We start from the raw sequence: 21,800 nt of genomic DNA, 5'->3' as shown, positions 1-21,800 counted from the left end.
AAATCGCCCCGACGGCGACCCAACCGCCTGACCGACGGGGCTTTTCCGGCAGCACGAGCGTCGGCTACGAAACCTGCCGCCGCGACCGGCACCACGCACCGCGCCGCACCTGCCTCTATCGACCGTCCCCCGCCATGCCCGCCGGATGGCACTGCCGGTCCAGCGGCACGCGTCGGCCCCCGATCGTGAGGCGGCCGTTCCCTGGGCGGGTCGGTCCGGTGAAAGGGTGGCTTCGCCACAACACGCGGCAGCTCTTCGTGGCCACCGCGTACAGGCGGTTGTTGCCGCCCGAATACGTCGGCACGTACAGGATGCCGCCGCCAAGCGCCACCGGGGCTTCCACGATGGCCACCTCGTCGCTGACCGTGCAGGCAGGCGCACTGCCCGTCGTGATCCGCAACGGCCCCTGCCACGCGGTCGGATGCAGCGCATGGTCGGCCGCGCCGAACGCCACCGACACGTCGCCCAGCTTGCCGACACCGCCGGCGATGCCCATGGGCGCCAAATGGCAGCCGCCGGCAGCAGCCGGGGCCAGCGCCAATGCAAGGATCAGCAGGCCATAGGGAACTTGCATCAGCGCCCCTCCGGCACGGGCTTCGCGTTAGAGCCTGTTCAAGTCGCGCACTGCTCCGGTGGCCTCCCCCGCGTCATCGCTGCGGCGAGCCAGCACCACCCAGCTGCGCACGGGCTGGCCGAACTCCTTGCGCAGGCTGTCCTCCGAGATGCGGATATCGTGGAAGCCCGCCCGTTCCAGTGCGCGCAGCACGTGGGCGCGCGAGTGGCGGTAGCGACCGCTGGCGGTGAGCGTCGCGCGATCTCCCTCGCCCTCTTCCGCCTCCAGCGAGAAGGCCAGCCAGCCACCCGGCCGCAACGCTGCATGGGCTGCTGCCAGCACCGTGCCCAACTCGCCGAAATACACCAGCGTGTCGGCCGACAGCACCACATCCCAGACGCCGGGCCGCTCCTGCAGGTAGGCGGTGAGTTCCGCCACGTCCAGCGCGTCGTAGCCACCACGCTGGCGCGCCCTCTCCACCATGCCGCCGGAAAGATCCACGCCCACCAGGCGGCGCGCATGCGGACGCAGCAGCGGTGCGCACAGGCCAGTGCCGCAGCCGGCATCCAGCACATCGAGCGCGGCGGCAGGCGCCGGCAACGCCGTGCCCAGCACCTCCGCCAACACCTGCGGCGCGCGGTAGTCGAGGTTGTGCAGCAGTTGTTCGTCGAAGCTGTCGGCGAAACGGTCGAAGATGTCGCGCACATAGGCGTCGCCCGCGCGCACCGGCGCGTCGGCGCCGCCGCAGGCCGCCAGCATGTGGCGCGGGATCGGGTTGTCCGGCTCCCGCGCCACCCAGTCGCGATACACCTGCACCGCTTCGTCGGTGCGCCCCAGCACGTACAGCGACACACTCAGCGCCTCCAGTACCTGCACGAAACGGGGTTCCAGCGCGTAAGCCTCGCGGAAGCGCGCCACCGACTGCTCGATGTGCTCGAGGTTCTGCGCGTGGTTGCGCAGGAACAGCCCCAGCAGGTAGTGCCCCTGCGCATAGCGCGGCGCCTGCCGCAGCAGCTGCTCGTAGGCCTCGAAGGCTTCCTGCGGGCGCTCCTGCGCCTCCAGCACCACGGCGAGGTTGCTCAAGGCGTTGTGATGCTGCGGGCCGCATTCCAGCGCCTTGCGGTAGCAGGCCTCCGCCTCGCGCAGGCGGCCGCATTCCTTGTGGATGTTGCCGAGGTTGTTGTGCGCGTCCGGGTGCTTCGGCGTGACCTGCAGCGCGGTGCGGATCAGCTCCACGCCCTCGTCGCTGCGTCCGCACTGATGGCACAGCACGCCCAGGTAATGCAGCGCATCGGGTTGCGCCACGCGCAGGTCCAGCACCTCGCGGTACAGCCGCTCGGCGGTGTCGAGATCGTCGGCCTGGTGTGCCTGCATCGCCTGCTGCAGCAGGGCGCGCCAGTCCGGCGCCGCCGTGCGCGCGGCCGACGGACGGACGACAACCTGCGCCGAGTCGCGGTTCATGCGCCGGCTCACGCGATCAGCACGGTGAAGCAGCCCAGCACGATGGTGCCGCCGTGCGCGCAGGAATCACCGAGCCGCGCAGCAGGCTGGCCGCCGATCAGCACCGTGGGCGAACCCATGACGATGCTGTCCGGCGGACCTACGCACACCGCCATGTCGCCCAAGCGTGCCGCCGGCAAGCCGCCGATCAGCACCGTGGGCGCGCCGGGCGCGGAGATTGGGCCGCCGACATGCGGGACCGGGCCGGTGGTCATCGGGCAGACGTGCATGTCGGTAAGGCGGGCGGCGGGTTGCATGGTGAATCCTCTTCGATCCGATACCGCTCAAAGGAAATTGCTGAGCATGCTGCCCACGCTCAATGTAGTGCGCAGCGGCCGATGGATCGGCACGCCGCTGATGACGAATGGCGAGCTTTGCACCAGATCCGCCGCGCGATCCTGCACCGGGTGAATGTGCTTCTTGATCAGCGACTCGATGTCCTCCATCCAGCCGGCCTGGCCGAACTCGTCGAACAGCATGGCCACCAGATCCGAGGTATCCGAACACACCAGCATGTAGGCGCCCAGCAGCGGGCAGGTCTTGAACGCTCGAAGATCCAGCAATTCCGGATTCTTCAGCACCTTGTTGACCATGACGGTTTCGCGGAACTCGATGGCGAACTTCGCAATGACTCGCGCCGCGTTCGCCGCCGCCTTGGCTGCGCCCACCGCCGGCGCCAGCACCGCGCCTGCCCCCTTCGCCGCATGCAGCGCAGTATTGGCGGCAAATGCCACGGATGTGATCGAGGCCTTGGCCACCTGATTGGCGGTCTCTCTTGCCAGCAGACTCTGCACCGCGGCAAACGCCGCCGCCGGATCGCCACTGGCGATCGCAAAGCCATGCGTGGAAGTTTCGTACTGCTTGTAGCCCTTGTAGATGGCCATGCCCCATTGCGACAGCATCTTGCCGCCATCGGCCACCAGGCTGATGATCGGCAACATGCTGGCGACGTGATCGATCGCCTGGATCACCGCGGCAGTTCCGGTCTCGGCTACGGCTTGGGCTGCGAAATCCTTCAGCGTCGCAATCTGCGTGCCGAACATGTCGTTGACGGCTTGGGTCACCTCCGGCTGCAGCGCCGTCTTGACCGCACCGGAGCCAGTCGCCTTGGCGCCCTTCACTGCTTCGGTGAGATCCTTATGGGCCAGATGCAATTGCGCGTAACTGTCCACGATGCGCAACTTCACCTGCTTTCCCTCGAACAGGGTCTGCAGCTTCTTGCGCCGCGAGTCGTCCCAGAACTTCAGCGCGGCCACTTCATCCGTAGGGAGCTTGAGATCGACGTAAACCGCCTTGCTGAGGTTGGTGAACGGAAAGTTCGGCGCCTTGTTGCGCTCGCTCATCTTCCAGCCGTCGCCCTTGGCACGCTTCCACACCGCCAGTGCCTGACGCACCGCCTTGACCTTGTCAGGCGTCTTCGCCAAGTCGTGCGCCTTGATCGCCTCGTCGAGCTTCTTCAGCTCGGAACTGCGCGGCTTCATGCGCAACTCGGTCTGCGTCATCCAGGTCGTGTGGTTCGGTATCGTGGACATGATCAGCTCAAGCTCACCTGAATTTTTACCAGACAACTTTTCTATCGATAATCGAGACAATCAAGACACGCGGTCTCGATATTTCATTTCAAAACGCTTTGAAAAGTGCACTCTGACTCCTGTTTTTTTGTTGTTTTGACTCCTGTTTTTGCGCAATCACGCTGGAAATCCGGTCACCACACCCTCTTTTTGAGGAGCCATCCAGCCAATAAACATCCGAAATAAGTGACCTGACCCTAGTTTAGGTCAGCGGCTCGCGTACTGCCGTGGTCAGAGATTTTCGATGGCATGACCCGATTGCTGCATCAAGGTCTCGAGCATCTCGCTCCTGACGCGATTCAGGTTGTAGATCGTCACGCACTTCTGGTAGTCGGCGAAGTCGATCATGACGATGTTGGGCGTGAAGCTCGTCCAACTGTTCTTGTTGGCCACGTAGTAGCGACTGTTCTTGGTGTAAAGGTCCTTGAAGCTCAGCGCACCGAGCTGGTTGATCATGGCCTTTTTGTAGCCGGCCTCCCACACGTCACGCAGGGCCTGCACATTCACGCCCGTCCACATCTTGTCGTTGCGGGCCTTGATGTCGCCCAGCATGCCGGTGGTGGTCCAGTACATCATGCCCATGGCGTCACGGTCGCACGAGGTGCCCCCACCCATCGTCGCCGCCTGCTTCTTGGTGTTCTTCTTGATGTCGTCGGTGTTGCTGAACTTGCCGAAGTACTGCAGGCCGTGGAACTCCTTCTGGTACTGGCGCGACGTCTTGGTCTCCTTGTTGAAGAGCTCGCCGAAGGACAGGCAGCCGCTGTAGATCTGGCCGCGAATCACGAAGCCGAGCTTCTCCAGTTCCTTGGGATCGAACAGCGTGATGACCTTGCCCGCCAAGCTTCCGACCGTGCGCGTGTTGAGGTTGATCGCCGCGCCACCTGACTTGTTGTAGTTGAACTGCGTGTCACCCAGCACGCGCACGCAGGTGTCGACCACGTCCTTCAGGTTGTAGCACTTGGAGAACTTCAGGATCAGGAACTCCGACGGGTTCGCCAGCACATAGGTCTTGGCCTGCGTAAGCATGTCCGACAGCGTGTCCTGGCCCCAGCCGCCCAGGTGGGACACGTTCTGGTGCGACTGGACTTCACCGGGCTTGGCACCCTTGTGCTTGTTGTCGATGACACCCTTGCCAAGGTGGTAGGACTTCTGATCGAGAGATCCGTCGCTGCGCTTGACGGTGGCAATGCGCATGTCGAAGAAGCGCACACCGGCATTGGCCTGCTCGCCGATGTTCAGGCTCTGGGTGATGACGTTGCTCTTGCCCTGACCGTAGATGCCGGCGTCATGCGAGCCCGGGAAGACGATTTGGTTGAGCTGCTTGCTGGTGTAATTCTTGAGGAAGGCAGTCAAGACACGCACTCCGTTGAAGTTATTGAGGCGCGAATAACCCTAACCCGGGGCCAGGTTGGGTTATCCACCATAGACAAGGAAGTGAATCCGAGCCCGCTTTTTGACCCAGCTTTGAAGAAAATCCGCAGGCACCGGCCTCGATGTCCGGGGTGACTGCCAACAGGGTCAGGTTTAGTTACTTCCATTCAGCCAATGAACATTAAATATATAAGTGAACCTGACCCCGTTTTGGTTGCCTTGCAAGCAGCGCGATCTTCAGATCTCGACGCCGTTGGTCGGCTCGGTGTTCTTCCGCTGGATTGTGCCCACGCGGACGGTATTGACCAACGCCACACTGCCACCCACCTCCGCCAGCTTGGCATCCACGATGAACGCCTTTTCCTGAGCATCGGAATATTTCTTGATGTAGCGCCAATATGTATTGGCGCCCGCATTGATAACCAGATAACAACTGCTGTGTCCAGGCATGTTTCATTCCTCATCGATTGACATGCGACGGCGGTTTGGAAACGGCATAAGGTGCGCAATCGCGACCGCCCCGACAACTCGCCACCCACTCAATAACCAACCGCCCATCTTTCAAAAGTGGGAAAACGGTCGAAAACCGGGGTCAGGTTCACTTTCTGCCGATACCTCACCCAAACCCATACGAAAACTCCCCGTCCGTCACCCCTACCTGCACCTTCGCAATCTGCTCACCCGCAATCATCTTGGTGAGGAAGGCCCGCGAGATATCCGGCAGCATCGAGTTGGTCAGAATCGCATCGATCATGCGCCCGCCCGACTCGGTCTCGGTGCAACGCGCGACCACCAGCTTCACCACGTCCTCGCCGTACTCGAACGGAATCTTGTAGCGCGCCTCGACGCGCTTCTTGATGCGGTTGATCTGCAGCTTGACGATCTTGCCCAGCATTTCCGGGCTGAGCGGGTAGTACGGGATGGTGACCAGGCGTCCAAGCAAAGCGGGCGGGAAGATCTTCAGCAGCGGCTCGCGCAAGGCCTTGGCCATGCCGTCGGGCTCGGGCATCAGTTCCGGGTCCTTGCACATGCTGGCGATGAGCTCGGTGCCGGCGTTGGTGGTGAGCAGGATCAAGGTGTTCTTGAAGTCGATGGAGCGGCCTTCACCGTCTTCCATCACGCCCTTGTCGAAGACCTGGAAGAAGATTTCGTGCACGTCCGGATGGGCCTTCTCGACCTCATCCAGCAGCACCACCGAGTACGGCTTGCGCCGCACGGCTTCGGTGAGCACGCCGCCCTCGCCGTAGCCGACGTAGCCGGGAGGCGCGCCCTTGAGCGTGGAAACGGTGTGCGCTTCCTGGAACTCGCTCATGTTGATGGTGATGATGTTCTGTTCACCGCCGTACAAAGCTTCGGCCAGCGCCAGTGCGGTTTCGGTCTTGCCCACGCCGGAGGTACCGGCGAGCATGAAGACGCCGATCGGCTTGTTCGGATCGACCAGGCCGGCGCGCGAGGTCTGGATGCGCTTGGCGATCATCTCCATCGCGTGGTCCTGGCCGATCACGCGCTGGCCCATCAGCTTGGCCAGGTTCATCACGGTCTCGACTTCGCTCTTGACCATGCGGCCGACCGGGATGCCGGTCCAGTCCGACACCACCGAACCCACCGCCTGCTGATCGACCGACGCAAGGATCAGCGGGTGCTCGCCCTGCAGTTCGGCAAGCTGCGCCTGCAGACCCTTCAATTGCTCGAGCGCCGCCGCGCGTTCGGCGCCATCCAGCGGCGCTTCACCCGCCACCGGCGCGGCCTTGGCCTCGGCCTCCTGGTTGGCCGACTCCTCCAGCGCGCTGCCGGTGCCTTCGACCGGCGCGGTCGAGCCGCGAAGCTTCGAGCGGATGTCGAGGATCTTCTCGACCAGGGCTTTCTCGGTGACCCAGTTCGCTTCCAGCGTTTCCAGCCGCGCCTTCTGCGTCGCCAGCTTCTCGCTGGCGGCCTCTTCGCGCGAGTTGACATCCACGCCGACATTTTTCTCGCGGGCGATGATGCCCAGCTCGGTTTCCAGCGCCTGGATGCGCTTGCGCGTGTCGTCCACCTCGGCCGGCACGGCGTGCTGGCTGATCGCCACGCGGGCGCAGGCGGTGTCGAGCAGGCTGACCGACTTGTCCGGCAGCTGGCGGGCGGGGATGTAGCGGTGCGACAGCTTCACCGCAGCCTCCAGCGCCTCGTCGAGGATCTGCACCTTGTGGTGCTTCTCCATCACGCTGGCGACACCGCGCATCATCAGGATCGCCTTCTCCTCGCTGGGTTCGTCGATCTGCACGGTCTGGAAGCGGCGGGTCAACGCCGGGTCTTTTTCGATGTGCTTCTTGTATTCGGCCCAGGTGGTGGCACCGATCGTGCGCAGGTTGCCGCGCGCCAGCGCGGGCTTGAGCAGGTTGGCGGCATCGCCGGTGCCGGCGGCACCGCCAGCGCCGACCAGGGTGTGCGCCTCGTCGATGAACAGGATGATTGGCCTGGTGGACGACTGCACTTCCTCGATCACCTGCTTCAGGCGGTTTTCGAATTCGCCCTTCATGCTGGCGCCGGCCTGCAGCAGGCCGACGTCGAGCACGCGCAACTGCACGTCCTTCAGCGGCGGCGGCACGTCGCCGATGGCGATGCGCATGGCGAAACCCTCGATCACCGCGGTCTTGCCCACGCCGGCTTCGCCGACCAGCATCGGGTTGTTCTGGCGGCGACGCATGAGGATGTCGACCAGCTGGCGGATCTCGTCGTCGCGACCGACGATGGGATCCATCTTGCCGTTGCGGGCCTGCTCAGTGAGATCGATGGTGAACTGTGCCAGCGCCTCCTGCTTGCCCATCTGCGCGGGTGACATCGCGCCGCTGGCCTCGCCCGGTGCGGCGCCACCCATGTGGAAGCCGTCGCTGGCGCTCTGGCCGTCCTCGGGCGAGCCGGCCACCACCTCGGCGAACTTCTCCACCAGTGCCTCGGGCTTGATCTTCTCGAACTCCTTCGAGACGCCCAGCAGCGTGTTGCGCAGATGGCGCAGGCGCAGCACGCCCACCATGAGATAGCCGGTGCGCACCTGTGCCTCGCCGAACATCAGGGTGGCGAACACCCAGCCGCGCTCGACGGCTTCCTCCACGTCGCTGGAGAGGTCGGAGATGCTGGTGGAGCCGCGCGGCAGCCGGTCCAGCGCGTCGGTGACGTCGCGCGCGAGGTTCGAGGGGTTGAGGTTGAACTGCTTGACGATGCGGTGCAGGTCCGAGTCCTGCAACTGCAGGATCTGGTGGATCCAGTGCACCAGCTCCACGTACGGGTTGCCGCGCAGCTTGCAGAACACGGTGGCGCTCTCGATGCCCCGGTACGCCAGCTTGTTGAGCTTGCCGAACAGTGCGCTGCGACTGATTTCTGCCATGGATCTCTACCCCTGAAGTGGTGATGGCGGCTGCGCGATCGCGGCCGCGACGAAAGCAGGCACCCTCCCCTGCTTGCAGGGGAGGGTTGGGGTGGGGTGCTTTTTGGCCAACAGCCCAAAGCTCACCCCCTCCTGCCCTCCCCCTGCATGCAGGGGGAGGAGAAAAATGCCGGCTCGGTGCGGAGAGTCGAAGCCCACCGCCCTAGCCCACCGGCTGCAGGATCACGTGATCCGCATCGGCATCCCGGCGCGGCACGCCCATCCAGGTGGAAAGCCCCATGCGCCCGGACTGGCCCAGCTTCGTGGTCGGCACCTCAGCGCGCTTGAGCACCAGCTGCACGTCCCAGGCTTTCTCCTCGCCCACGTAGGTCTTCACCGCAGCCACCAGCTGGCGCAGTGCTTCACCGCCGGGCAGGAAATTGTTGAACTCGGCGCGCGTCAACGGCCCGAGCCGCAGACGGAAGCGCTGCTGCGAGCCCCACACGTATTCGCCCAGTACCGCGGTGCTGCCCAGACCGGCCACGTCGGGCGTGGCGCCCAGCCGCAGGTACGCCTCGTGCGGCAGGCGCATCCAGCCGGCCACGAACTCCAACACGCGTACGGGAATGCGGAAGAAATGCTCCAGCAGGCCACGCAGCCCCTCGGCATTGCGCGCCTGCGCCACCAGCCGGCCGGCGAAGAAGCGCTTGTACTGGTCGGGCAGCGCGTCGCGAGCCTCCAGCCCCCGCGTGGACAAGCCCACCAGTGCGCCCATGTACAGACGGAAGCGATCCTCGTCGGGACGATCGAGCTGCACGGTGGGCTGCGCGCTGGCCCAGGCGCGGTAGAACAGGCTCAACATGCGGTGGTGGAAGATGTCGGCGAACGCGACCAGGGTGGAATCCTTGGCGTTGCGCTGGCGATCCATCGCGTATTCGGTGAGGTGCAGCGGCAGCGGCGCGTTCGGCCCGAACAGGCCGAAGAACAGGCCGTGCAGCCGGGCCGGCCGGCCTTCGGCGGCGGGCTCGTAGCGTTCGACACCCCTTGGCGCGAACGCCAGCGAGGGCGTGTGGCACAGGCGCACGGCATCCTCCGCCGGCTTGGCCGATTCGCCCAGCCGCGGCCGCTGCGGATACGCGCACTCGAGCCGGCGCAGCGCCTCGAAGAACTCGAAGCCCTGCGGCTGCTCCCGCAGCGCGAGCTCGAGCTCGACACGAGCCGGCGCTACAGGATCTGGCGCTTGCCGAGCCGTGCCGGCCATCGGGCCACCTCGTTGCGTTCCAGGGTGCGCAGCACGGTCTCGGTGAAGGAATTCACCGAGACGTGCCGCGCGAAGAAGTGCTGCATCACCGCGCCGAGCAGGAAGGCGCCGGTGCCTTCGAAGGCGCCGTCGTCGCAGGTCAGCGTGATCTCCAGCCCGCGGCCGAAGCTGATCGGCCCCGGCACCGGAATGCGCCGTACCACCGATTGCGAACCCACCGCCTTGATGCCTTCGATCTGGCGGCGCGCGGCGGCATCGAATTCGTCGCAGTACAGCGTGAGCATCTCGCGCAGCGCCGACGCACCCTCCTCGCCGCCGTCGCCCAGCAGCGAGACGTAGTTCAGCTGCAGGTGGCTGATCAGCCGCCACGCGGTTTCGCCGTTGGCGGCCGGCGCGCGCGGCTTGGTGGGACCGGCCACGCAGCGGATCGAGGCCACCGGTGCGCCGGTGTCCAGGGTGAAATCGGTACGCGACTTGCCCACCGGCATCTGCAGCGGCAGGTCGCGGTTGGTGCATAGCAGCCGCATGCCGATCTGGCGCAACTGCGTGGCATACGGTGCGTCGTTGGCGTCGACCAGCGCGATGAACACCTCGCTGCCCACGTAGCTGGAGCGCGCGCCGTGCAGGCGCTGGCGCGCGGACAGCAGGCGCGGTTCGCGGCGGATGGTATGGAACGCGGCGGCGCCGCTGTGCCAGGTGCGCTCGTCGCTGCCATAGAACGGCTGGAAGCGCTGCTCCGGCTCCTGACGGTCGCCGAAGCCTTCCACGTCGGCGACGCTGTGGATCTCGAAATCCATCGGCCGGGTGCGGTCGGCGAGGATGTGGTACTCGGTGCGCCCCGGCTGCAGGTGGATGCGGTCGGCGCGGCGCGGGAACAGGTTGATCGCCGGCGTGCAGAACAGCCGGAAGTTGCCCGCGTCCACCGCGTTGTGCAGGCGGCTGACGCTGCGGTCGAACAGCGTCACGATCTCGAATTCGCAGGCCGACGAGCGCGCCAGCACCGGCTTCAACCCGGTGAACACCGCGAACAGGAAACGCTCCGGGCAGGCGAAGTATTCCTGCAGCAGGCGGTAGCCGCTGAACGAGCGGTCGGTGTACGGCAGCAGCGCCTCGTCGTCGGCAAAGCCCTTGTCGCGGATGCAGCTGCCGTCGAAGAACTCGCTGACCAGCCCGCCCGCCCCCGGCGTGCGCACCAGGTAACCCACTGCGTTGCCGAGCAGCTGCTCGTACAGGCGCTTGGGCAGTTCGTCGGTGCCGGCGATGAACAGCGGCAGCTCGTCCAGAGCCAGCATGTTCGCCTGCGCTCCGGCGGTGACGGTGAACTTCAACCGCAGGCCGGCGCGTACGGTCTTGTTCGCCGGCAGCGGCACGCCGGCGGCGGCGAGCGCGGCCGGCGTCTCGAAGTACTTCGCCTCGGCCAGTTCCAGCGGCCACAGCGCGACGTCGTGCGCCGTGCGGTATTCGCAGGCGGTACGCTCGTCGTGACCGGTGAGCCCACGCAACGCGGTCTGCCGTGCCACCACCGGACCGGTGGCCAGCGCGCTTTCCTTGGTGTCCGGGTTCAGCTGCACCACCGCCATCGAAGGCACCGGCGCGAGGTAATGCGGGTAGATCATCTCCAGCAGGTGCTGGGTGAATACCGGGTGCTGCGCGTCCAATTTCAACTGGATGCGCGCGGCGAGGAAGGCAAAACCCTCCAGCAGCCGCTCCACGTAGGGATCGGCGCACTCGAAGCCTTCCAGACCGAGGCGTCCTGCGATCTTGGGGTACTCGCGCGCGAACTCGCCGCCCATCTCGCGGACGTGCTGCAGCTCGCGGTTGTAGTAGCGGAGCAGGCGCGGATCCATGGTCAGAGCCTGCCCATGAATCCATCGGTGTTCGGGTTAGCGGGATGCTTGGGGATCATGGGCAGGCTCTTAGCCGAAGCTCTCCGACACGTTGAACCGCCCGGTCTCCAGATCCACCTCGGTCTTGAGGTAGAGGTTCAAGGGAATCGGCTGCGCCCACATCTCGGAGGCGATGTTGAACACCAGCGACTGGTGGTCCATGTGCCGGCTGTCCGCCTGCACGGTGACCTGCAAGGTGCCGGGCGTCAGCCGCGGCTCGAACGCGAGGATGGCGTCGCGCACCTTGCGCTGCAGCGCGTCGGCCTTGATGCCGGACAGCGCGGCGCCGGTGAGGTCGGGGATGCCGAAGTTGAGCACCGAGCTCGCCACCTCCGGGTAATCCGCCAGCTCGGCTTCGGCGCCCAGGTTCACGCAGTTCAGCAGCCAGGACATGTCGCGCGTCACGCAGTCGCGCAGGCGCGTGGCCGAGATCACCCGCTTCTCGCGGCTCTCGTCGGCCTTGCCGGGCTCGTCATCGGTGAGGCGGTCGAGCAGCGAGGGCTGCAGACGTTCCTGGGTGGTCAGCTCGGCCATGCTTTCAGGCCGCGTTGAACGTGATGCTGCGGATGTCCAGCAGCGGGTATTCGCCGGCATCGGTAGCCAGCATGCGCTGGCCGCAACCGGCGAAACATTCGCCGCCGAGATCACTCCAGTCGGTGCGCCGCGCCAGCACCAGTTCACCGTCCGCTGCCCGCTCGGAACCGGGGTAGCGGCACGGCACGAAACCCACCGCCTGGCCGCCGTTGCTCCAGGTTACCTGCACCGGCGCCCACACCTTGTCGCGCAGGTCGGCAGGCGCCTCGAATACCAGCGCCTTCAGACGCGTGAACGGCACCCAGGCGTAGCCGCCATTGACGATCATCTCCAGGCACGGGCCAAAGCGCGGATCGGCATCGGCGATCCACTCGAACGGCGTGCCGTCGATTTCGCCGCCCACCGCCTCGGCCTGTTCGAAGGCTTGTTCGCGCAGCGGTTGCGCCTGCGCATGCCGATCCTCGGCCTGCAATTTCAGCGACTGCAGCAGCAGCGCCAGCCACTGCGCGGGCTCGCCGATCACCATCGGCGAGCGCGTGCCGGCCATCACCTGCTGCCGCTCCAGTTCGCCGGCCAGCGCACGGCTGTAGGCTTCCACCATCAGCGTGTTGAGCGGGTCGAGCTCGCCGCTCACCTTGAGCTGGTTTTGCGCCCGATCCCACTGCCCCAGCACGGCCAGCAGCTGGAACAGGAACACCCGCGCCTTGGCGTCCGCGGGGTTGCCGCGCACCTGCGCAGTCAGGCCTTGCAGCGCCTCGTCCAGCCGGCCTTCTTTCAGCATGTTCTCTGGGGTCATGCACACACCCGGCTAGTTGGAAGATGGATGGAACGAGGAACTGCAAGGTGCCGATCAGGCTCAGGCGCTGGCCACCTTCTGGATGTCGTAGGTGAAGTCCTTGGTACCGCCGTCCTTCGCGCCCTTGTCGTCCTGCGGCTGGAACGAGTACTTGAACTTGCCGAAGTGCAGGGTGATGTTCTCGGTGAGCTTGTCTTCGCCGCCGCTGCCTCCGGTGGATACCGAGGTCACCAGCACGCCCTCGGAGAGTTCGATGGTGAGGAAGTCGGTCTGCTCGCCGGTGGCGTTGGTGACGTACAGCCAGGCGTTCTCGAGGCGGCCGCCGGTACAGCAGGCGTTGAGCAGCGCGTTGGAACAGCCGTCCACGTACTTGGTGAGGGAGATGTCCTGCACGTGTGCCTTGCCGCCGCTGGCCGCACCCGCGCCGGTATGCAGGTCACCGGTGTTGCTCACGCCCCACGACCACGCCAGGATCGGCACGTCGCCCTTGTGCACCTTGTGGTTGGATGCCCCCTTGATCTCGACCTTGCCCTTGCCGAACTTGATGTGCATGTCGAATGCCATGAACCTTCTCCTCGATCACCTGTTGATGAATTGACCCGCCCGGCCGGGCTTGCCCCTGCCGGATGTCGTGTGCCTGTCGCCACCGTTCCCCTGATGCCGCGCAGACGATGCCTTGCGTTCCCGTCGATGCGCGACGGCTTCCCCACCTCATTTCGCCGAGCGGGCGCGACCGCATGCACCGGCCGAGCCCGGAACCGGCAGTGCGTCGTCAGGCCTTGGCCGCCGACGGCAACCGCGACACGAGCCGCAGCGACACGGTGAGCCCCTCCAACTGGTAGTGCGGTTTGAGATAGAACTTCGAGGTGTAATACCCCGGCGCTCCCTCCACTTCCTCCACCACCACTTCGGCCGCCGACAGCGGCTTGCGCGCCTTGGTCTCCTCGCTGGAGTTGGTCGGATCACCGTCGACGTACTGCATGACCCAGTTGGTCAGCCAGCTCTGCATCTGCTCGCGACTGCTGAACGAACCGATCTTGTCGCGCACGATGCACTTCAGGTAATGCGCAAAACGGCTGGCTGCGAACAGGTACGGCAGGCGGCAGCTCAGCGCCGCGTTTGCCGTGGCGTCCGGATCGTCGTACTCCTCCGGCTTGGCCAGCGACTGCGCGCTGATGAACGCCGCCATGTCGGAGTTCTTGCGATGCACCAGCGGCATCATGCCCATCTTGTCCAGCTCGGCCGAGCGGCGATCGGTGATCGCGATCTCGGTGGGGCACTTCATGTCCACGCCACCGTCGTCGGTCGGGAAGGTGTGCACCGGCAGGCCTTCCACCGCACCACCGGACTCGATGCCGCGGATACGCGAACACCAGCCGTATTCCTTGAACGAGCGGTTGATGTTCACCGCCATCGCGTAGGCGGCGTTCTGCCACGTGTACTTGGACGAATCGGCGCCGGAGGTGTCCTCCTCGAAATCGAACTCCTCCACCGGGTCGGTGCTGGCGCCGTACGGCAGGCGTGCCAGCGTGCGCGGCATGGCCAGGCCAAGGTATTTCGCATCGTCGGACTCGCGCAGCGAGCGCCACGAGGCGTACTCGGGCGTGGAGAAGATCTTGGCGAGGTCGCGCGGGTTGGCCAGCTCGCTCCAGCTGTCCATGCCCATCAGGGTGTGGTTGGCCGAGGCGATGAACGGCGCGTGCGCGGCCGCAGCCACCTGGCCGATGCCGGCGAGCAGCTCCACGTCGGGCGGGCTGTGGTCGAAGTAGTAGTCGCCGACCAGGCAGCCGTAGGGCTCGCCGCCCAGCTGGCCGTACTCTTCCTCGTACATCTTCTTGAAGATCGGGCTCTGGTCCCACGCCGTGCCCTTGTAGCGCTTCAGCGTCTTGCCCAGCTCCTTCTTGGAGATGTTCATCACGCGGATCTTCAGCTGCGTGTCGGTCTCGGTGTTGTTGACCAGGAAATGCAGGCCGCGCCAGGCACTTTCCAGCTTCTGGAAGTCGGCGTGGTGCATCACCAGGTTGAGCTGCTCGCTGATCTTGCGGTCCAGCTCGGCCACGTAGGCGTTGATGGTCTGGGTGACGTCGTCGGAGACGATGTCGGCCTTGTTCAGCACCTGCTCGGCGAGCGTGCGGACGGCGGATTCCACCTCTTCCTTCGCGCGATCGCTCTTCGGCTTGAACTCCTTGCTGAGCAGCGCGGCGAAATCGTCGGGCACCAGGGTCTGGGTGGCACCACCCTGTTCGGCCAGTTTCTCGGTTGCCATGGCTTACTCCCCGTCCTTGCCGGCATCGCCGGGCTTGGCTGCGGACACCAGCGACTGCAGCAGCGCCGGATCGTTGATGGCCTGCGCGATCAGCTTCTCCGCGCCGGCCTTGCCGTCCATGTAGGTGCCGAGGTTGGCGAGCTGGGTGCGCGCCTCCAGCAGCTTGGCCACCGCGCCCACCTTGCGGGCCACCGCGGCTGGCGAGAAGTCGTCCATGCTCTCGAAGGTGATGTCCACGCTGAGGTTGCCCTCACCGGTAAGCGTGTTCGGCACCGCGAAGGAGACGCGCGGCTTCATCGACTGCAGGCGGCTGTCGAAGTTGTCGACGTCGATCTCCATCGCCTTGCGCTCCTCGATCGGCGGCAGCTCGGCGTTGTTGCTGCCGGAAAGATCCGACATCACGCCCATCACGAACGGCACCTGCACCTTCTTCTGGGCGCCGTAGACCTCGACGTCGTACTCGATCTGCACCCGCGGCGCGCGGTTCCGCGCGATGAACTTCTGACTGCTCTGCTTGGCCATGCGATGTCTCCCGGGACGTAGGTACTGCCTGATTTGCAAGGTGCCGGCTTGCCGTGCACGCGAACTGCCGCAGGGAGGACGCAGGCGCACGATGGCCTCGTGCGCCCGGTTCCCCGCCGAGCCTGATCCCGGGGCGCATGCCGCACCGGCACGCGCAGGCATGGCCGGCGCGGCGGAACGATCGCCGCCGAGTTTTCCTCTCACTACCCAATGCGCAACGGCGCGTGAAAGACAGGCATGCCCACCGGAAACATTCAGCAAGCATTCACGTTTCGGGTCGCGCGCAGACCACGTCCTTGCTGCGCCGCCGCACGGCCGGCGCGGGCCGCCGTACTAGAATGTCCGACTTGGTTCGTCGCACCGGCCCGTCCGGGGCGACGCATTCGTGCAGTTGCTGTTCCCCGGCGGCCATCGCTGCGATGCCGTCGTCCTGGATGCCTGCGGGCACCTCTCCATGGAGTCGCCGTACCAATGATTTTCGAAACCATCGCCAACACGGGTCACGAAGAAGTCGTCTTCTGCCACAACAAGGACGCCGGCCTGAAGGCCATCATCGCGATCCACAACACGGTGCTGGGCCCCGCGCTCGGCGGCCTGCGCATGTGGCCGTACAAGACCGAGCAGGAAGCCGTGAACGACGTGCTGCGCCTGTCGCGCGGCATGACCTTCAAGAACGCCGTGGCTGGCCTGAACCTGGGTGGCGGCAAGGCGGTGATCATCGGCGATCCGTCCAAGGACAAGTCCGAGGCGCTTTTCCGCGCGTTCGGCCGCTTCGTCAACTCGCTCAACGGCCGCTACATCACGGCCGAGGACGTGGGCATCGACGTCAACGACATGGAATACGTGTTCCGCGAGACCGAGTACGTGACCGGCGTGCACCAGGTGCACGGCGGTTCGGGCGACCCCTCGCCGTTCACCGCATTCGGCACCTTGCAGGGTCTGATGGCCGCGCTGCACTTCAAGCACGGCAACGAAGACGTGGGCAAGTACAGCTTCGCCGTGCAGGGCTGCGGCCACGTGGGCAGCGAATTCATCAAGCTGCTGCGCGAGCAGGGCGCCAAGGTGTTCGTCACCGACATCAACAAGGATGCCGTGCAGCGCTGCGTGGACGAGCTGGGCTGCGAGGCCGTGGGCCTGGACGAGATCTACGACGTCGACGCCGACGTGTACAGCCCCTGCGCGCTGGGCGGCACCGTCAACGAGCAGACGATCGACCGCATCAAGGCGAAGATCATCTGCGGCGCGGCGAACAACCAGCTGGCCACCGACGCGATCGGCGACGAGCTGCAGAAGCGCGGCGTGCTGTACGCGCCGGACTACGCGGTGAACGCCGGTGGCGTGATGAACGTGTCGCTGGAGATCGACGGCTACAACCGCGAGCGCGCGATGCGCATGATGCGGACGATCTACTACAACCTGGGCCGCATCTTCGAGATCAGCAAGACCCAGGGCGTGCCCACCTACAAGGCCGCCGACCGCCTCGCCGAGGAACGCATCACCTCGATCGGCAAGATCAAGCTGCCGCACATGGGCAACGGCGGCACCCGCTTCCAGGGTCGCATGCGCGGCCAGTAAGCCGCCTTGCCCCAGGCGGCTTCCACCGCGCCCGGATTGCACGAAAGGCCGCCGCGAGGCGGCCTTTTCGTTGCCCCTGCCCCGTCGTCCGTCATGCCCGGCCGGTGGCGGGGCTCTGTTACAATGCCCGGCGTGGCGGTGCGCCGGCCCGGTCAGCATCCGCGACACAGGGGATCCATCTCGTCGGGAAGACCGGCATCGCCGATGCCGGTCCGGGCAAGGTGCCGCCAGCGGCGGCCGTTCGTCCCGCACGGAACAGCCGCCCCGGAAGGCGTCACGACACGCATGGAACAACAAGAGCAGAACGCGATATGAGCACCATCCTGGCAACCGGTATCAGCGAAACGGACATCCTCGAACGTCTGCGCGAGGTGCTGCGCGACACATTCGAGATCGAGCCGGCGCGGGTCACGCCGTCCGCCCATCTGTTCACCGACCTCGGCCTGGACAGCATCGACGCGGTGGACTTGGCGATCCAGGTGCAGGAGATGACCGGCATGCGCATCAAGCCGGAGGATTTCAAGAACGTGCGCACCGTGGGCGACGTGGTGGGCACGGTGCGCAGCCTGCTCGAACGCTGAGCCGGGCCATGCCGGACGCCCACGGCCGCTTCGCCCCCTGCGCGCTGATCCCGATCTACAACCACGGCAGCACCATCGCGGTCACCGTGCGGGCGTTGCGTGCGCATGGACTGCCCGTGCTGATCGTCGACGACGGCAGCGACACTGCCACGCGCGCCGTGCTCGACGCGCTCGCGCAGGAGGCTGATGGCGTGCGCCTGCTGCGCCTGCCGCACAACCAGGGCAAGGGCCGCGCCCTCAGTGCGGGCCTGCTCGCCGCCCGCGCGGCTGGCTACAGCCACGCGCTGCAGATCGACGCGGACGGCCAGCACGACGCCGCCGATGTGCCGCGCTTCCTTGCCGAGGCGCGCGTGCAACCTGGAGCGCTGGTCTGCGGCGCCCCGATCTACGACGCCAGCGTACCGCGGGCACGGCTGTACGGGCGCTACCTCACCCATGCCTGCGTCTGGCTGGAAACCCTGTCGCTGGCGGTCCGCGACTCGATGTGCGGCTACCGCCTGTACCCGCTCGCGGCCACCTGTGCCGAGATCGCGCGCAAGCCGTTCCCCCCGCGCATGGATTTCGACACCGAGGCCGCGGTGCGACTGGTCTGGCGCGGCGTGCCGGTGGTGAACCTGCCGACCCGGGTGATCTATCCGGAAAACGGGCTGTCCCACTTCCACATGTTCCGCGACAACCTGCGCATCTCGGCGATGCACACGCGGCTGTTGCTTGGCATGCTGCCCCGGGCGCCGCGATTGTTGTGGCGCCGCCTTCGTGGAGAACGCGCATGCGTCGCCTGATGTTTCTGTTGTTGCTCGGCTGCCTCGCGCCGTTCGCCCATGCGCAGACCGACAACACCCTTCTGCAGAACGTGCTGGCCGAGCTGGGCCGGCACGCCGCGGTGCGCGCCGACTTCACCCAGACCCGCAGCAATCCCGCGCTGGCCAAGCCGCAAGTGAGTCAGGGCCGGCTGCTGTTCGTGCTGGGCCACGGCATGCTGTGGCAGACCGTTTCGCCCTACCAGGAAACCATCGCGCTCACCGGTAGCCGCAGCGCGCGCATCGATCCCGACGGCAACGCCCATCCCATGCGCGGCGAGCGCGGTGTCAGCCAGGTTTCGCAGATGCTGCAAGGCATGCTGGGCGGCAAAGTGGACGAGGCGCTGCGCCAGTTCACCGTCGAAGCCAGCGGCACGCCCGCGCAGTGGACGCTGCGTTTCGTGCCGAAGCAGGAGCGCGTGGCGCGTGTGCTGGGCGGCATCGAGCTGCAGGGGAACGACTACCTGCAAGGCATCACCATCGCCATGCAGGACGGCGCCCGCACCGAGATCCGCTTCGCGCATACCCGCGATGCCGGTCCGCTGGTCGCGCTGGAAAAGCGCGCGCTCGGCCTGCCATGACGCCGCGCACGCTCAAGCTGCGCGCCGGCCTGTTCGCCGTCGCCAGCGTGCTGGTCGCCGCGCTGGGTGCCTGGCTGCTGTTCGGCCGCGGCCCGCTGCCGATCCAGACCGACCTGCTGGCGATGCTGCCCGCCACTGAACAGAACCCGCTGGCCGAGGCCGCGGTGGAACGGCTGGCCCACGCCAACGGCGACCGCATGGTGCTGGTGGTGGAAAACGCCGACGACGCACGCGCCAAGGACGCCGCGCGTGCGCTGGGCAAGGCGCTGGCTGCGCAGAAGGTGTTCGGCTCGGTCACCGCCGAGCTGCCGCCGTTCGATCTGCAGCAACTGCTCGCCCCCTACCTGGCGCACCGCGACTGGCTGCTCACCGACGCCGACCGCACCGCGCTGGCGCAGCCGGACTACGACGCCGCGCAAGCGCTGGCGCAGCGCCTCAACGAGCCCTTCCTCACCGGCGTGGGCGTGCCGCTCGCCGCCGATCCGTTCGGCTGGCTGCAGCATTGGCTGGCGCAGCAGCCGTGGAGCCGCTCGCCGCTGCTGCCGGAGGATGACCTACTGGTCGCGCATCGCGACGACGCCACCTGCGTGCTGGTCACCGCGACGCTAGACGGCTCGTCCTACGACGACGACGTGCAACGCCGCACGCTGGGTGCCCTGCACGCGGCGGAACAGCAGATCGAGCGCGACTACCCCGGCACCCGGCTGCTGCGCACCGGCGCGGTGTTCTACGCCGCCGCCGCGCGCGCCGGCGCCGAGCACGACGTGCACATGGTGGGCTGGATCTCCACGATCGGCATCGCCCTGCTGCTGCTAGCCGTGTTCCGTTCGCCGGGCCCGCTGCTGCTGGCCTTTCTCTCCACCGTGGTGGGCGTGGTCGCAGCCACTACCATCTCGCTGCTGGTGTTCGGCCAGATCTACCTGCTCACCCTGGTGTTCGGCGCTGCGCTGCTGGGTGAGGCGGTGGACTACTCGATCCAGTACCTCAGCGCCCGCGCCAATGCCGGCGCACGCTGGCAAGCCGGCGCGGGCTTGCGTCAGGTGCGCGCCGCCCTGCTGCTGGCACTGGCCACCTCCCTGCTGGGTTATGCGCTGCTGGGGCTGGTGCCATTCCCGGCCTTGCGCCAGATGGCGGTGTTCGCGATCGGCGGCATGAGCGCGGCCTGCCTCAGCGTGTTCTGGCTGCTGCCTGCCCTGCTGCAGCGCCCGGCCAAGCCGATGAGCGGTGCGCTGGTGTGTGGCGCGCATGCGCTGCAGCGCGCGCTTGCCAAGCCCGCGCGCGGCTGGCGTGGCGTGCTGGTCGCGTTGCTGTTGCTGCTGATCGCGTTGCCCGGCTGGCTGCGACTGCGCCACGACGACGACGTGCATCGCCTGATCGCGCAGCCAGCCGCGCTGCTGCAGCAGGAAGCGCGGATCCGCGAACTCACCGGCCTGGGCAACGGCAGCCAGTTCTATCTGGTGCAGGGCAAGGACGCCGGGCAAACCCTCGAACGCGAGGAGGCGCTGGAGACGCGGCTGCAGACGCTGGTCGACGACGGCAGGCTCGATGGCTGGCTGGGCCTGGCCGGCATGGTGCCTTCACAGGCGCAACAGGCGCGGGATCACGCCCTGCTCGCGCGGCTGTTCGACGATCCCGCGCGCCTGCGCAAAGTGCTGACGGATGCCGGCTTCCGCACCGACGCCATCGACGCGTACCTCGCCGGTTGGCCCGGTACGCCGCTGCAACTGGACAACTGGCTGAAGACCCCACTTTCCACGCCATTCCGCCAGCTGTGGATGGGCTGCCACGCGCAGGGTTGCGCCTCGCTGGTGCTGCCGCAAGGCAGCGACGACGATGCCTTGCTCGCGCACGCCGCCGCCGGCCTGCCCGGCGTGCAATTGGTGGACAAGCCCGCCAGCGTGTCGGCGCTGTTCGGTCGCTATCGCGGCTACGCCAGCGTATGGTTGCTCGCCGCCATGCTGCTGATCGTGCCGGTGTTCGGCTGGCGCTACGGCTGGCGCCGCGCGCCTCGCGTGCTGGCGCCGCCGGTGCTGGGTATCGCGCTCACGCTGGCCGCCTTGGGTTACTTGAACCAGCCGCTCAGCCTGTTCCACTGGATGGCGCTGATGCTGGTGCTGGGCGTGGGCGCGAACTACGCGGTGTTCCTGCACGAGGGGGAGCCGCATACCGCGGATCGGCCGGGGGCGATGTACGCGAGCGTGCTGCTTTCCGCGCTGACCGCGCTGCTGTCGTTCGGGTTGCTGTCGCTTTCTTCGCTGCCGGCGCTCAGGGATTTCGGGTTGACGTTGTTGCTGGGGATCGCGTTTACCGCGTTGCTGGTGCCGGCGAGCCGGGCTGGCGATGAGGTATTGCCATGAGCTCTTGGCGAGATGGCCGGCCTGCGGTCGGGGCTTCGTGCCCCTGCCGGAGCGCGAGTTACTTTTCTCTGCGTGGCCAGAGAAAAGTAACCCAAAGAGAGGCCACCCCGCGGACGCGCCCTCCGGGCATTCCCGGATCGAGTCCGGGACAGGCTCTGCCCTGCGGGTGCGCGTGTGGGCTACGGGGTTTTCCGACGGCACATTCTTGTACCGGCGGAAAACTGCCCCGCATCCCTGCGGGCCATCCTGCGGACTTTCCTCCACCCACCCGCCGCGCCATAGGGGCCCCGGATAGAGCAGCGCGCT

At 66.5% G+C, this 21,800-nt stretch carries 19 protein-coding genes; 5 read left to right on the top strand and 14 right to left on the bottom strand.

What is annotated here, in order from left to right:
- Positions 1 to 115: 115 nt before the first annotated feature.
- From B0E52_RS00530 to tssB, 14 genes are all read right to left on the bottom strand, one after another.
- Positions 116 to 574: a hypothetical protein gene (locus B0E52_RS00530; protein ID WP_077480680.1), complete on the bottom strand. Its 459-nt coding sequence runs from the start codon at positions 572 to 574 to the stop codon at positions 116 to 118.
- Between the two features lie 27 nt (positions 575 to 601).
- Complete coding sequence (locus tag B0E52_RS00525) at positions 602 to 1,927, bottom strand: tetratricopeptide repeat protein (protein WP_254426655.1); 1,326 nt, start codon at positions 1,925 to 1,927, stop codon at positions 602 to 604.
- Positions 1,928 to 2,022: 95 nt separating this feature from the next.
- On the bottom strand, positions 2,023 to 2,310 hold the full coding sequence (locus B0E52_RS00520; protein WP_077480676.1) for a PAAR domain-containing protein: 288 nt from the start codon (positions 2,308 to 2,310) through the stop codon (positions 2,023 to 2,025).
- A gap of 27 nt (positions 2,311 to 2,337) precedes the next feature.
- Entirely contained in the window at positions 2,338 to 3,585 is a 1,248-nt protein-coding gene (locus tag B0E52_RS00515; RefSeq protein ID WP_077480674.1) for a hypothetical protein, read from the bottom strand.
- A 270-nt stretch (positions 3,586 to 3,855) separates the two neighbouring features.
- Complete coding sequence (locus tag B0E52_RS00510; protein ID WP_077480672.1) at positions 3,856 to 4,977, bottom strand: hypothetical protein; 1,122 nt, start codon at positions 4,975 to 4,977, stop codon at positions 3,856 to 3,858.
- 255 nt (positions 4,978 to 5,232) lie between these two features.
- Positions 5,233 to 5,445 carry a hypothetical protein gene (locus B0E52_RS00505; protein WP_077480670.1) on the bottom strand — a complete coding sequence of 71 codons (213 nt, stop codon included), beginning with the start codon at positions 5,443 to 5,445 and terminating at the stop codon, positions 5,233 to 5,235.
- A gap of 166 nt (positions 5,446 to 5,611) precedes the next feature.
- A complete protein-coding gene (gene tssH, locus B0E52_RS00500) occupies positions 5,612 to 8,356 on the bottom strand; it encodes a type VI secretion system ATPase TssH (protein WP_077480668.1) in 2,745 nt (914 codons plus the stop codon).
- Between the two features lie 202 nt (positions 8,357 to 8,558).
- A complete protein-coding gene (gene tssG / locus B0E52_RS00495; protein WP_077480666.1) occupies positions 8,559 to 9,596 on the bottom strand; it encodes a type VI secretion system baseplate subunit TssG in 1,038 nt (345 codons plus the stop codon).
- Positions 9,560 to 11,443: a type VI secretion system baseplate subunit TssF gene (gene tssF, locus B0E52_RS00490; protein WP_077480664.1), complete on the bottom strand. Its 1,884-nt coding sequence runs from the start codon at positions 11,441 to 11,443 to the stop codon at positions 9,560 to 9,562. Before tssF ends, tssG begins: the two co-directional genes overlap by 37 nt.
- 69 nt (positions 11,444 to 11,512) lie before the next feature.
- Positions 11,513 to 12,016: a type VI secretion system baseplate subunit TssE gene (tssE, locus tag B0E52_RS00485; RefSeq protein ID WP_077480662.1), complete on the bottom strand. Its 504-nt coding sequence runs from the start codon at positions 12,014 to 12,016 to the stop codon at positions 11,513 to 11,515.
- Between the two features lie 4 nt (positions 12,017 to 12,020).
- Positions 12,021 to 12,818, bottom strand: a complete 798-nt coding sequence (locus B0E52_RS00480; RefSeq protein WP_217316645.1) for a type VI secretion system accessory protein TagJ — start codon at positions 12,816 to 12,818, stop codon at positions 12,021 to 12,023.
- Between the two features lie 54 nt (positions 12,819 to 12,872).
- The gene (locus B0E52_RS00475; protein WP_077480658.1) at positions 12,873 to 13,376 is read right to left on the bottom strand and encodes a type VI secretion system tube protein Hcp; all 504 of its coding nucleotides are present in this window, start codon (positions 13,374 to 13,376) and stop codon (positions 12,873 to 12,875) included.
- 208 nt (positions 13,377 to 13,584) lie between these two features.
- The gene (gene tssC / locus B0E52_RS00470) at positions 13,585 to 15,078 is read right to left on the bottom strand and encodes a type VI secretion system contractile sheath large subunit (protein ID WP_077480656.1); all 1,494 of its coding nucleotides are present in this window, start codon (positions 15,076 to 15,078) and stop codon (positions 13,585 to 13,587) included.
- 3 nt (positions 15,079 to 15,081) lie between these two features.
- The gene (tssB, locus tag B0E52_RS00465; protein ID WP_077480654.1) at positions 15,082 to 15,600 is read right to left on the bottom strand and encodes a type VI secretion system contractile sheath small subunit; all 519 of its coding nucleotides are present in this window, start codon (positions 15,598 to 15,600) and stop codon (positions 15,082 to 15,084) included.
- Between the two features lie 471 nt (positions 15,601 to 16,071).
- Here tssB and B0E52_RS00460 point away from each other — a divergent pair, with 471 nt between their 5' ends.
- From B0E52_RS00460 to B0E52_RS00440, 5 genes are all read left to right on the top strand, one after another.
- The gene (locus B0E52_RS00460) at positions 16,072 to 17,175 is read left to right on the top strand and encodes a Glu/Leu/Phe/Val dehydrogenase dimerization domain-containing protein (RefSeq protein WP_077480652.1); all 1,104 of its coding nucleotides are present in this window, start codon (positions 16,072 to 16,074) and stop codon (positions 17,173 to 17,175) included.
- Positions 17,176 to 17,486: 311 nt separating this feature from the next.
- Complete coding sequence (locus tag B0E52_RS00455) at positions 17,487 to 17,756, top strand: acyl carrier protein (RefSeq protein WP_174575525.1); 270 nt, start codon at positions 17,487 to 17,489, stop codon at positions 17,754 to 17,756.
- An 8-nt stretch (positions 17,757 to 17,764) separates the two neighbouring features.
- On the top strand, positions 17,765 to 18,538 hold the full coding sequence (locus B0E52_RS00450; protein WP_077480650.1) for a glycosyltransferase family 2 protein: 774 nt from the start codon (positions 17,765 to 17,767) through the stop codon (positions 18,536 to 18,538).
- Positions 18,526 to 19,137 (top strand): outer membrane lipoprotein carrier protein LolA, encoded by a 612-nt coding sequence (locus B0E52_RS00445; protein WP_077480648.1) that lies wholly within the window; start codon positions 18,526 to 18,528, stop codon positions 19,135 to 19,137. Before B0E52_RS00450 ends, B0E52_RS00445 begins: the two co-directional genes overlap by 13 nt.
- Complete coding sequence (locus B0E52_RS00440) at positions 19,134 to 21,494, top strand: MMPL family transporter (protein WP_077480646.1); 2,361 nt, start codon at positions 19,134 to 19,136, stop codon at positions 21,492 to 21,494. The genes B0E52_RS00445 and B0E52_RS00440 overlap by 4 nt, the downstream gene beginning before the upstream one ends.
- Positions 21,495 to 21,800: the final 306 nt, after the last annotated feature.

This window comes from Rhodanobacter sp. C06, from assembly GCF_002001105.1.
GTDB lineage: Bacteria > Pseudomonadota > Gammaproteobacteria > Xanthomonadales > Rhodanobacteraceae > Rhodanobacter_A.
This window is presented reverse-complemented; position numbering and strand designations above follow the sequence as displayed.